The 11660-nt window shown below is 65.4% G+C and carries 11 protein-coding genes and 1 pseudogene; 3 read left to right on the forward strand and 9 right to left on the reverse strand.

Annotated features, from left to right (window positions below):
• Nucleotides 1-53 precede the first annotated feature (53 nt).
• Complete coding sequence (locus AWB94_RS02740; RefSeq protein WP_084395204.1) at nucleotides 54-824, reverse strand: FAD-binding oxidoreductase; 771 nt, start codon at nucleotides 822-824, stop codon at nucleotides 54-56.
• A gap of 171 nt (nucleotides 825-995) precedes the next feature.
• Here AWB94_RS02740 and AWB94_RS02745 point away from each other — a divergent pair, with 171 nt between their 5' ends.
• The gene (locus tag AWB94_RS02745) at nucleotides 996-1850 is read left to right on the forward strand and encodes an NmrA/HSCARG family protein (RefSeq protein WP_064961317.1); all 855 of its coding nucleotides are present in this window, start codon (nucleotides 996-998) and stop codon (nucleotides 1848-1850) included.
• Nucleotides 1851-2127: 277 nt separating this feature from the next.
• Here the strand turns inward: AWB94_RS02745 and AWB94_RS02750 are convergent, their stop codons facing one another.
• The 7 genes and pseudogenes from AWB94_RS02750 to AWB94_RS34465 all read right to left on the reverse strand — a co-directional run bounded on the left by AWB94_RS02750 (nucleotide 2128) and on the right by AWB94_RS34465 (nucleotide 7820).
• On the reverse strand, nucleotides 2128-3417 hold the full coding sequence (locus AWB94_RS02750) for a Dyp-type peroxidase (protein ID WP_062657334.1): 1290 nt from the start codon (nucleotides 3415-3417) through the stop codon (nucleotides 2128-2130).
• Nucleotides 3417-4661: an iron uptake system protein EfeO gene (efeO, locus tag AWB94_RS02755; RefSeq protein WP_234811590.1), complete on the reverse strand. Its 1245-nt coding sequence runs from the start codon at nucleotides 4659-4661 to the stop codon at nucleotides 3417-3419. Before efeO ends, AWB94_RS02750 begins: the two co-directional genes overlap by 1 nt.
• A complete protein-coding gene (efeU, locus tag AWB94_RS02760) occupies nucleotides 4627-6234 on the reverse strand; it encodes an iron uptake transporter permease EfeU (protein WP_234811591.1) in 1608 nt (535 codons plus the stop codon). The genes efeO and efeU overlap by 35 nt, the downstream gene beginning before the upstream one ends.
• A gap of 96 nt (nucleotides 6235-6330) precedes the next feature.
• On the reverse strand, nucleotides 6331-6678 hold the full coding sequence (locus tag AWB94_RS36215) for a winged helix-turn-helix transcriptional regulator (RefSeq protein ID WP_084395203.1): 348 nt from the start codon (nucleotides 6676-6678) through the stop codon (nucleotides 6331-6333).
• A gap of 79 nt (nucleotides 6679-6757) precedes the next feature.
• Nucleotides 6758-7153, reverse strand: a pseudogene (locus AWB94_RS35650) (FAD-binding domain); the annotation flags it as partial.
• Nucleotides 7154-7203: 50 nt separating this feature from the next.
• Entirely contained in the window at nucleotides 7204-7449 is a 246-nt protein-coding gene (locus AWB94_RS34460; RefSeq protein ID WP_131805311.1) for a hypothetical protein, read from the reverse strand.
• Nucleotides 7450-7598: 149 nt separating this feature from the next.
• Nucleotides 7599-7820 (reverse strand): hypothetical protein, encoded by a 222-nt coding sequence (locus AWB94_RS34465; protein WP_131805310.1) that lies wholly within the window; start codon nucleotides 7818-7820, stop codon nucleotides 7599-7601.
• A gap of 782 nt (nucleotides 7821-8602) precedes the next feature.
• On the opposite strand from AWB94_RS34465, the gene AWB94_RS02785 reads away from it, so the two are divergent.
• Nucleotides 8603-9091 carry a MarR family winged helix-turn-helix transcriptional regulator gene (locus tag AWB94_RS02785; protein ID WP_062657330.1) on the forward strand — a complete coding sequence of 163 codons (489 nt, stop codon included), beginning with the start codon at nucleotides 8603-8605 and terminating at the stop codon, nucleotides 9089-9091.
• 148 nt (nucleotides 9092-9239) lie between these two features.
• Here the strand turns inward: AWB94_RS02785 and AWB94_RS02790 are convergent, their stop codons facing one another.
• Entirely contained in the window at nucleotides 9240-10640 is a 1401-nt protein-coding gene (locus AWB94_RS02790) for a H(+)/Cl(-) exchange transporter ClcA (RefSeq protein WP_234811592.1), read from the reverse strand.
• Between the two features lie 688 nt (nucleotides 10641-11328).
• Here AWB94_RS02790 and AWB94_RS34470 point away from each other — a divergent pair.
• Nucleotides 11329-11493, forward strand: coding sequence for a hypothetical protein (locus AWB94_RS34470; protein WP_165605339.1), 165 nt, complete (start codon nucleotides 11329-11331; stop codon nucleotides 11491-11493).
• The last annotated feature ends 167 nt before the right edge of the window (nucleotides 11494-11660 follow it).

The following is an 11660-nucleotide window of genomic DNA, read 5'->3' on the forward strand; positions in this document are numbered from 1 at the left end:
CTCATTTTCGAGAGACCTCGACCTCTATCCCGGCAACGACGCGCCAACCACCTCTACACCCTCATCTGTGAAGAGCCGGGAAAGGGCGCACCCGGCGGAGTGTGGAGGACACTCAGACTCGTCGTCAGCGAGTCGCCGATCTCGGCCATCGCCGTAGCCCATGCGTCGACGACGGGCTCCAAGGCATGAATCTCCCACAGCCTGTATCCCGCGAACAGTGCCTGCGGTCCCACCAGGTCGAAGATCAACGACGTGGCGACACCCACCCCTCCGCCGCCACGGAACGCCCACAGCGCGGCCCGATCAGTCGGGTCGTGCGCGTCCTCGGCCGCTCGTCTGAGCCGGCCCTGCCCGTCGACGTAGTCGACGGCCGATAACGCGGAGCTGGCCATCCCGTACGGGCGAGTCAGCCAGCCGACCCCACCGCCGAAGGTGTAGCCGGCGACCGCGACGGTCGGCGAAGACCCGGCCAATCCGAGCAAACCGTGGCGTTGGGCGACGGCATTGACCGCCGACCAGGTGGCGCCGGCGCCAACGCGGGCAGTGCCGGTCTCGGTGTCGATCGCGACGTCATTCAGGGCCGACGTGTCGATCAACACCCGGTCCGCCTCGATCGGTGCGCCCGCGCCGTGGCCGCTGGCCTGTACTGCGATCACCAAGTCGCGCTCGGCGGCCCATTGCACCACTGCGGCAACCTCGTCGGCATGCACCGGTCGGGCCACCGTCGCGGGGTGTTGGGACGTCGTCGACGTGTGCGGACTCGTGGCAGCCCGATAGGGGTCGCTACCAGGCTGCGCCAGCAGTCCTGGCCTCAAAGCGGTCACGTTGACTCCCGTTCCACGCCCGGACCGCCCGTTGACAGGGGCAGCGCGGCTCGCATTGCCGAAACTCCGGTACGCGACCTACCCTACAGTTATGCGGAATTTTTCGTCCGCTAATGAGCGTCGCCGCACCCGTGTCGACGTGGCCGATGTGCCTCGTGAGTGGAGAAGAACATGGCGTTATCTGGTGTGGTCGCCGTAGTCGGGGCAACCGGACAGCAAGGCGGCGCGACCGTCCGGGCTCTGCTGAGCGCCGGGGTGACGGTGCGGGCGTTGGTCCGTGACCCGGAGAAACCGGCTGCGCAAGCCCTGGTAGCTGCGGGCGCGCAATTGGCCGTCGCCGATTTCGACGACCCGGTGAGTCTCCAGACGGCCTTCGACGGAGTTGCCCGTGTCTTCGCGATGACCACGATGGCTTCGGGTCGGGGCACCAGCGGTGAGGTAAGCGACGGCATCCTCGTCGCTGATGCGGCCAAGTCCGCCGGCGTCGAGCATCTCGTGTACAGCTCGGTGGGGGGTGCGGAGCGGCACACCGGGATCCCGCACTTCGAGAGCAAGCGCCGAGTCGAGGAGTACATCGAAAACCTGGGACTGCCAGCCACATTCGTACGACCGACGTTCTTCTACGACAACCTGCTGAGCCAGTCGTCGGTGCCCGAGGGCGGCGCCATAGTCGTGCGACTGCCGATGCCCGACGGGGTTCCCCTGCAAATGGTCGCCGTGGTCGACATTGGCGCCGTCGCCGCCGCGTTGCTCATCGAGCCGTCTCGCGTGCCCGCGGGTGCAGTTGAGATCGCCGGCGACGAGTTGACCGGCTCGCAGATTGCCGACGCCTTCGGACGCCGGGCCGGACTGCCCGGGCGTTTCGAAGCGCTGCCGGCCACGGCTGCTGGCGACGACGACCTGCGCGCGATGTTCACGTGGTTCGCCACGCCACCGTCCTACCAAGCAGATCGAGCGCTCACCGCCGACCTCGACCCTCAATTGCAGACATTCGAACAATGGCTGGATCAGAGCTGGAACCCATAAGCGGTTCGAGATGTGGCCGTAGTGTCACGATTTAGTGACACTATTGCCATGTCGACGAAGCCGCTCACGCGCAATGAGCTGTGGGACGTTGCGGGCACGCAGCTCGGGTTCGTTACTGCTCATCAGGCCGCCGACCGGCCCGCTTCCGGCACGTGCCGTTCGGCGATCGCCTGGCGTGCTCGGGATTGTGTTTGTCGAATGCGTCGAGCGGGTTGGCGGATCTGTGATCCCAAGTTGGCTGCCAGTCACGGCGCCGGTGCGCTGGTCGGAGGAGCCGTTAGCCGAAGATCTCCTGGGCGAGGTAGTGACCGGAATCCGGCGCCGGTGGTATCGCGAAGATCGCCGAACCGATGTGGCGGACATACTCGTTCAGCAGATCGTGGGCGCCGATGCGGTTCTGGATGGTGACGAAATGGGCCGGGTCGTTCTGATAGGAGATGAACAGGAGCCCGGCGTTCAGTTCTCCGTTGGGATCCAGGCCGTCGGTGTAGTTGTAGGACCGGCGGCGGATCATGATGCCCCCATTGTTTTCCCGCGCGGCCAGCGCGACGTGCGAGACAGGGTCGATGATGGGCCCGCCCGCCGGCCCAATGGCCGTGAAGTCCGGCGTGTCGAACTCTTCTTTGCCGGTCAACGGCGCACCGGACTCCTTGTGCCGCCCGAAGATCTGTTGCTGATTGCCGATGCGATCGGTGTCCCAGGTCTCCAGCAGCATACGAATCTTGCGGACCACCTGGTAGGTGCCGCCTTCCATCCACGGCTGGTCCGCACCGGATACCCAGACGAACTTGCGGTACTCGTCATCTGTGGCGACGTTGCGGGTGCCGTCTTTGAAACCCAGGAGGTTCCGTGGCGTCTGCTGACCGGGGCCGGCAGAGGCGCGCCCGAAGCCGAGTACCGCCCAATAGGGGTGCACGACGCCCCGGCCCAGTCTGGCCAGATTGCGGACGGCGTGGTAGCACACCTGCGGGTCTTCGGCGCAGGCCTGCACACTGAGATCGCCGCCGGTCAGTAGCGGATCGAGGTTGTCGCCGTTCAACTGGGGTAGATCGTCAAACAGAACCGGTTTCCGGCCTGCCAGGCCGAATCTGCTGCCGAAGACCGACGGCCCCAGGCCGACGGTCACCGTCAGCCCGGCCGGACTGAGTCCGAATGCGTCGCCGGTGTCAGCGGGCGGTCGTACGTCGACGTCGGGTTGTATCGAACCCACCGGTTTGCCCTGCTGCAGAGTCGAACTGGCTGCCGACCAGCGAGCCAGCAAGCTCTGCAGCGCTTTTCGATCGGCGGACTCGTCGAATCGAAACGTCATGAACACGCTGTGTCGTTGTGGTGGAGTGGCGATACCACCCTGGTGTACCTGACCGTAATAGGGGTAACTCGCCGACAGGTCAACGGTATCGGTGAGGTCGCCGGTGCGGTCGGAGGCGAGCGCCCAGGCCGTCCCGCCGCCCGCTGCAGCGCCGAGGGCGACGCCGCCAAGCCCCGCCCACAGCGCGCCGGAGAGCACACCGCGCCGGGATACCTCCGCGTGCGGGGAGGTATCCGGCGCCGGATCGCTGTCCATCATTACGCCGAGACCACTTTTTGGGCGACCGTGGACAAACTCTGATGCAGCGGCTGAATCACCGCGGTGAGCTTGGGCGCGTCGCTGGCCCGCAGCTCGGTAGTCCACACCTTGTATCCGCCGGGTCCCGCCGGGTCGCGGTAACCGTCGAGGGTGGTGAGGACCGCCTGGAACTGCTGGTCCAACTGTGCCACGAGGTTGGCATCGACCTTCTGCAGCCCTGGCCGGAGTGCTGCGTACGCCTGCTGTGCGCCTTCGACATTGCCGGCGAAGTCGACAAGGTCGATATGGCTGAAGGCTTCCTCCTCGCCGGTGATCTTGGTGTTCTGCACCTCTTCGATCAGGTCCGCGGCGCCGTTGGCCAGATCCTCCGGTTTGTACTGGAGGGTGTTGACGATCCCCGCCAGCTTTCCGACATTGCCGACGAGTTCGGTGCTCAGGGCCTTGGTACCGGCAGTGATGTTGTTGCCCTGCCACAGATCCCGCTCGATCGCGTGGAAGCCTTTCCATCCGACCTTGGCATCGACCGGGGTGGACTCGCGCATGTCGATGAGGTAGTCGAGGTTTCCAGCGTTGTCGTCGACCGCGAAACCGGGCAGCACGAAGCCGTCGACGTTCGACTCGGACCGCTCGTAGAACGGTCGTGCCTTCGCGTACTCGATCTTGGCCTGCGCCAGATTGCCGGCCTGGATGGCTGCGTCGAGCGCTTTGACGCCGGCGTTGAGCTGGTTGACCTGGTCGACTACATACGCCGCGTAGCTCTTGGTGCCGTCGGCAAGGATGGTCTGCACGGTGCCGGTCGGGGCGGCGGCGGCCTGCCCGGTCACCCGGAAGTCGACGTATTCCTGGTCTGCGCCGGGGCAGTACACCTTGTACTTGCCACCGTCGAGAGTGACGGTGAACGAGACCGGGTCCAGGCCAGGCGCGAGGTTTTCCTTCTCGCCGACGATGCGCTGGTCCTTGATGACTTCCACCTCGGTGATGCCCGGCGCGCTGGCGTTCTTCACCGTGAACGTCACCGGGCCGGCGGCGGCGGTCGGGTTGTCCAGCGTGCAGGTGTCCTTGCCGTTGTCGTTGGCCAGGGTCACGGTGACGGCGTTGCCGGCGCCAGCACTCGCTGACGGTGAGGTCTTGGCCGCGTCGGTGTGCGAGCCGCAGCCGCTCAGCACCATGGCTGCGGCGGCCACGAGTGCGGGTGCGCCCACCAGCAGTTCACGTGACAGTGTCTTGTTTCGGGGTGGGTTCATCGTGATGGTGCCTTTCTGGGTGTGTGGGGAGATCTCGGCAGGAACGAAAGGCCATGGCGGTGGCCGCCGCGGCAGCGACGACGAGGAACCCCGGCAGCCAGCGCCGCCACAGCATCCGTTCGGCGCGGTCGGCGGTGAGCTGGGTGATCGTGTTGCCCACGGACGCGTCCTCGGCGGGCAAAGTGGCCCAATCCGTGGGGAGTGCGCCCAGACTGACGGTTTTGTCCGTGCTCAGCCCTCCGCCACGCAGCACGGCGACGCGGTTGCCGTCGGCGTGCGCACTGACCAGGGTGTCTCCGTGCGCACTGACGAAGTATGACGTGGTGGCGCTCCAGGTCGCCGCGAAAGGGCCTGGGGCGCGCGATGATCCGAGTCCGACAGGTACCCGACCGCCGGTCAGTTCGGCCAGTCCGGCGAGGGTGACCGTCGGTGTTCGGACGCCCGGATCGGCGGGCACCTTGGCCTGCCAGAGTTCGGTATCGACACCTGCCGTGGAATCTCTGCCGGCTGCGGTGAGGACGATGGGCAGCCCGTCGCCGACCTGGATCGCCCGGGTGCCGCCGGCGGCGGGGGACAGTGTCACCGTTGCCGTGCCGCCGGAAGTCAGAGCCACCTGGCGGGTAGCACCTGGGGCCGGTCCCGGTTCCACCGGAATCAGGACGGCGAGCGCCGCAGCGGTCACGGCGAGAACGGCCGCCGACGGCAGCAGTACGCGGCGTCTGAGACGGCCGGTCAGCGCGTAGCGCTGCGGCCAGAGGAAAACCACAAGCACCGGCACCGCATACAGCAGCCAGCCGAGCACCTCGATCACGCGGGGGTCGCTCTGAATCCCGAACATCCCGGTGACTAGGGCGCCCACCACCGATCGGGCCGGCATCCAGGAGGAGAAGTCGAAGACCCGCTGTTGCCCGACGTCGATCCAGCCCGCTTCATGGGCCGTGCGCAGCGTGCTCATCACCAGTCCGGCGGCGATGAATATCAAGAACACCCCGGTGATGCGGAAGAACCGGCCCAGGTTGAGCTTGAGACCGCCGAAGTAGATCCCGATCCCGATGGCGATGGCGACTGCGATGCCCGCGAGTCCGCCGACGAGCGCCACCCACCGGCTGCCATGGGTGGCCTGCGCTGCAGCCAGCAGGAACACCGCCGTTTCGAAGCCTTCCTTGAGCACGGCCAGGAAGGCCATCACGGCCAGGGCAAATGACCCACCGCTGCTGATCGCCTGCGCCGCTTCGCTTTCCAACTCGCCTTTGAGTGCGAAGGCATGGCGGTTCATCCAGATGATCATGGTGGTGACGAACACCACGGCGGCCGCGCCGATAACGGTCTCGAGCATCTCCTGCTGGCGCTGCGGCAGCGAAGAGGACAGCAGGTCCAAACCCGCCCCGACAGCAAGGCTCAGCAGAACGGCAGCGGCGACGCCGACGAGCATCGGCCGGATCGATCGCCCGTTGCGACGCAGGAAGGCACCTACGATGCTGACGATGAGCGTGGCCTCGAGCCCCTCGCGCAGGCCGATCAGGAATGTGCCGATGAAGATCCCTTGCAGGCTAACCCCTTCCCGATGCCGCACCGGCGGGGGCGGCCGTAGTCAGGTTAGGCTAACCGCAACGAAAGAGCCTATGGCTCAGGCCCATTGACAGTGGATTGCCAGCTGTGTGACAGGTAATTAGCTTTCAGCCGCGTCCGTGGAATCGGTTGGCCCGATCGCGGCGCCAAATCTGACCAGCTCGCCCAATATTGGCAAACTGCGCCGACCGAGGTCGGTGAGGACATACTCGTATCGGGTGCATTGTGGCGACCGATAGGCGCGCCGAGCCATGAGTCCCGCGTCGACGAACCCTTTCAGGCGGGCCGCGCCTATCATCTCTGAAACTCCAGCATGTGCGACGAGATCGCCGAACCGCTGACAACCACACCTCGCGGCAAGGAGTAACGCCAACGCTGACTTTGTGCCCAGGATGGCGAGTGCGGCGTCTAGTTCGCCACGCCCTGGCATTCGGTCGGGTCTGGACATGAGCCGACTCTAGGGCAGGAGAAGTCGAATATTACCGAATAGGAACATGTTTGATACAAGATTCGCAGAAGGTACCCAGCATGGTTTGGTCATTGCGTAGGGCGAACCTGCCCACGCTGTGTCCCGGTGCGCTGTATGTCATATACACCAAGTCGTTGCGAGGCTGGTAGCCATCGACGACGACGGCGGCGGCGACCACGCATCCGAGATAGTGCTCGACGTTGGTTTCGCGGCCGAAGACCAGTCGACGTACGTTGGAGTGCAGTCCGTCCGCTCCGACGGTAGCCGAGCTGCTGGATGGTCGTTTCGATTCCCATCCTGCGTGCGACTTCGTAACCGAGACCCCAGAAGTCGATGACGTACCCACCGGTGCGCAACCTCGGCGCCACCTCGATCAGCGTCGGCTCTGGTCTGCCCGCGCCAAGTAGGCCAGCGTCGGTCCTGCCACGCCCACCCCGCTGATGGCGATTCTCAACGCGGCCCCCTTGCTCGCCGTCGGGGGTTCCGACGCTGGTAGGCCGGTTCCTACTGTTGTGCTGCCCGTTCCACGATGTGCTCGTAGGCGGTCCGGTCAGCAGGGCTGGTGGGTTCGGCGAACACCAGGACGATGTCCTCGACGACATAGCTGTTGGTGGTGCTACCGGCGTAGCGTTCGGCGGGGCCGCTCTGGGCGAACTTGACGATCGATACCGTGTCGGAGTCGACGGCGCCGGTGCAGTGCAGCTGTGGGCACTTCGCCGCCGTGACATCGTGTGCGTTCGGCGTCGGCATCCCGGAGCGTGTGATGGTGTCGGCAACATCTCTGGCGGACAATCGATTCAGTGGCATCCCAGCCTCCGGTGCGGGGGTGGTGCTGGATGCCGGATTGCTTGCGCAAGATGTCAGCGCGAGGAGGGCGGCGACGACGAGCATCGGCATTTTCACTGCACTGCCTCCGTAACTGCCGACCACAGCTGTTCCCGTTCAATGGTACTGAGCACTGGCGAGAACGTGACGACGATGTTGGCCGTGGCGCGAGCGCTGTGCCGGCGGGCGTAGCTTTGGGCAGCTGCGGCGGTGGCGAACGAGGTGACCTGCACAGTGTCGGTGATCACCGATTGCTGGCATTGCCGGTCCTGGCAGGCCTGGTCGGTGACGTCCAAGGGATGGTCCGTAGGGAGCCCGTGCCGACCCAGGAAGTGGATCACCGCCCACGCGGGCACCTGCCCCTGTGCGGGACTCCCGAGTTGTTGTATGGCTGTCGACCCGCTCGGCGGTGCCGAGGAATGGGCAGATGCCGGTCCGGCTTGCGGGTGGCTGCTGCACGCGGCGGCGGTGGCCGCGAGCGCGAGGACGATGGCGGGTTTCACGAACGTTTGCATGTCTCGTAGGTGTTGATGAGTGCCAATTCGGTCGTCGGCGCTGAAATGACCCTGAATCTGATCGGTCGCGGTGTACAAGACTGGTTGTGGCAGCGCCGCAGCCAGCGGTAGTTGTCGGCGCGCAAGCGCCTCAGCGTCGGCGGGATCGTGGGAGGCGGTTTTCTCTGCCACCCATACCGGGGCCTTGACCTGTCCGCCGATGGTCAGCTTGCTCTGATGTGGAATCGCTTGGTCGGTCCAGGTGAACGCCTGGTCGGACGTGTTTGACGATCTTCACCCTCCGTGTCCCTTCTCAGTTGAACTGATCATAGTGCAATAGTTGCACCATGCAATGGTAAGCGCCGAGAGAAGGCGATCTGCATGTTGCAGTCCATGAAAGTTGTTGGGCAACAACGATGTGCGCAACGCGCGGCAGTGTTCCGGTGCGGTGGGCCAATGCGGGAGGAACTTTGGGCATCGGTCGGCGCTATGGGTGGCCATCTGCATTGGCAGCGGGAAGCAGTATGAATCGATGTCGTGCGCATCAGGCCCTCCGGTACTGTGCTGCACAGGAGGGGCTTGAAGTGAACTCAAAAGGAAGGACGACTGTCGACGGGTCCGCCGAGACGTCGGTTGATGCCATCACTGATGCACTTATTACGGCTTCCCGTCTGCTCGTGGCGATTTCGGCCCGTTCGATCGCCGATGTCGACGAGTCGATCACGATCCCCCAGTTCCGCGTGCTCGTCATCTTGTCCACGCGAGGGCCATCAAACCTCTCGACGCTCGCGGGGCTTCTCGACGTGCAGCCGTCCACTATTGGCAGGATGGTCGAACGACTGGTGACCGCCGGGCTCTTGGAACGCCGGCCCCACCCGAGTTCTCGCCGTGAGCTGATGGTGGAGCTCAGTCCTCGTGGTCGCAAGACGGTCCGTACGGTGACCATGAGGCGCCGCAGCGAGATCGCCCGGGTGGTGGAAGCGATGCCCGCACGGCAGCGACATGGCCTAGTCGATGCGCTTGCTGCATTCACCGCAGCCGGCGGGGAACCTGCCGCCGATATCGATTTCTGATCGCGGTCTTGAGTAATGTCATTCGTTGTCATCGCCCTGATGCGGGACGTAGATGTTGACTGGGTGTGCGTTCTGCTTGGCGCTTCATGAAAGTTCTTGCCCGCGAGGGAGTCCTGTGGGCAGCCATGTTCTCCGCAGTAGAAGCCGGTCAATCTTCCTGGAGTGTGCGGGGCCCGTTCTCGCGGGCAACCGCCGCGGCGGCGGCACGGTCGGTCAGCAGGTCGTAGATCGGGCGCGAACCCAGTGCGACGGCCACCAGGAGCGCGCTCGCGCACGCGCCCAGCATGGGCGGCAGCTGGTTGGTGGTGCCAGTGAGTTCGGTGGCGAGGATCAGACCGGTGATTGGCGCCTGGACGCTTGCGGTGAAGAAGGCGGCCATGCCGATCAGAGCGAGCGCTGCCGGTTCGGGAGCGGTCTCGGGATTGAGATGCTCCGCGGCCAGGCCGACCAGCAGTCCGGTGTAGGCGCCGAGCACGAGCATCGGAGCGAACAAGCCACCCGGTGTTCCCGCGGCGTAGGACGCGGCGCCGAGAAAGAAGCGCAATACCAAGATCCCCAGTACGGCCCATGCTGCTCCGTGCCCGAGGAGGGCGTTCTGGGTGAGATTGTCGCCGCCGCCGGCAAGGTCGGGAGCGAACCAGACGAGAACGCCCACGGCAACACCGATCGCGGCGGCACGGGCTTCGGCCGGCCAGCGGCTGGTGTCGGCGATGTGCAGGCCGAACATGAGTGTCTTGTTGTAGAGAACACCGAGCGCGCCCGCGCAGAGACCGACGGCCAGCACCCAGCCCGCATTACTCATCTGCGGGTCTTGTAGCGCTGGCATGCGAAAGTCGGTACCTGAGTGCACAAATGGGTATGCGGCACCGAAACCCGCCGCCGAGGCAACCAGAGTGGCGATGGTCGTGCGCGGGTCGAATCGTTTCACGAGTTCTTCGAGGACGAATACACCACCGGCGATCGGGGCGTTGAACGCTGTCGCCAAACCGGCGGCGGCTCCGCCGGCTGCCAGGACTCGAAGATCAGAGAGCGGGCGCCGTGTCACCGAGGCGACGATGACGGCGATCGAGCCACCCATCTGAACTGAGGGACCTTCCCGGCCCAGTGCCAGACCCCCGCCCATCGACAGCAACCCGCCGAGGTACTTGACGGGCAGGATGCGAAACCGCCCGGGCTCCGCGCGCCCGGCGACGACGGCCTCGACGTGCGGGATGCCGCTGCCCTCGGCTTGTGGCTCCAACCGTCGGACGAGCGCAGCCGCGGCGGTGACGGCCATCGTGCAGGTAAGTACGACGACCAACAGGCCCCACCCAGAGCCGTGGGCCCAGTGGCTGAGTGCGGTGCGCCACTCCGACAGCTGAGTCAAAGCGATCCTGAAACTGGCCGCAGCCAGCCCGGTCAATGCGCCGACCACCGCGGCGGCAAGGACGAATCCGATCAGGCTTTCGGCGCCCTCACCCTCCTTGTCGACCGGACGGGAGGTCGGCATCTGCCATCCGGTGAAGATGCTGCGAAGCCAGCGCGCCGGCGTCGGTGTGTTTTGATCCACCCCTGTATCTCTATCTGGTCCGCGCCCCACCCGCACGGGAGGGGTGACTGATGTCGCGAGCGTTGGCCCGAGTGACACGAGGCATCGCACCAAGCTGCACGCACGGGCAGTATCGCAAACGGAGTGCCGCCCTTGACGACTACCTTGGCGATTCCAGTCGGCCTCAATGCACGACCTTTATCTTCGGTGCATCGACGTCGGCGCCGCGTCGGTGTGTTGTTCGAGCCAAACAAGTGTCGGCCGGCGTCGGCGAGGAGTCGTCTCGCCCCGAGCGCCGCGCGATTTGGGAACAGCCCTGGGAACAAAACTCTGCGATACCCCTCTGAAAGGTGGGATCCAACGTGAGCGGCAGGCCGATGAGGCCGGGGTTACCGGGAGCGCCCTGGGTTGGCTGCCCCGGTGTAGCTACCGAGGCGGTCGTGCCGGGTTCGGTGCGTTCGTGCGGTCACGGCGGGTCTTTATCGTCGATCGCGCCGGAAGTCATGGTTGCGAACAGTAGATCCGAACTCGGCGTCAGGCGAACACTTGGGCTCACGCCTGCCCTGTGGTCCACCGAACGTTGGGGTCCATCGCATCACGGGCATCTCAGCGGCACTATGTCCGCACCCGTCATGATCGCCAGTTGGCTGCACGGTCGGCTCGGACGTGCGCCTGCCACGCTCATCGGCGCGATTCGCCGGCCGGCGCGGTGCGCACCGTCGTCGTGGTTGGCGAGGCGCGACAGTGGGAGGGCCGTGTCGTCGGTACGCGTACCTTCTACGCCGACGTCGCCAGCGCGATCAATCATATTGTGCGGGAATCGATCTCGGAAGACGTGGACGGCGTTCTGGTTGGCCGGGCGGCGATCGAGTAGGTCAAAGGCGCGCTGATGGCGGTGTAGGACATCGACGCCGGCGGCAGGGCGCCGGTCGATCACCTGCTGATGCGGCCATTCCGACAAACTGGCTCTTCATGATTGAGGGTGTAGAACGGTCAGCTGCTGTCGGCCTGTGATTGGGGTGTCTGGTTGGCTGGGTGTGT

The organism is Mycolicibacterium canariasense (genome assembly GCF_002101555.1).
Lineage (GTDB): Bacteria > Actinomycetota > Actinomycetes > Mycobacteriales > Mycobacteriaceae > Mycobacterium > Mycobacterium canariasense.

Bases quoted from the DNA above. Each gene is read 5' to 3' on its own strand.
- AWB94_RS02750 (WP_062657334.1), bottom strand. From the start codon at position 3,417: ATGATGGACAGCGATCCGGCGCCGGATACCTCCCCGCACGCGGAGGTA.
- AWB94_RS02745 (WP_064961317.1), top strand. From the start codon at position 996: ATGGCGTTATCTGGTGTGGTCGCCGTAGTCGGGGCAACCGGACAGCAA.
- AWB94_RS34460 (WP_131805311.1), bottom strand. From the start codon at position 7,449: ATGCCGACGCCGAACGCACACGATGTCACGGCGGCGAAGTGCCCACAG.
- efeO (WP_234811590.1), bottom strand. From the start codon at position 4,661: ATGAACCCACCCCGAAACAAGACACTGTCACGTGAACTGCTGGTGGGC.
- AWB94_RS36215 (WP_084395203.1), bottom strand. From the start codon at position 6,678: ATGTCCAGACCCGACCGAATGCCAGGGCGTGGCGAACTAGACGCCGCA.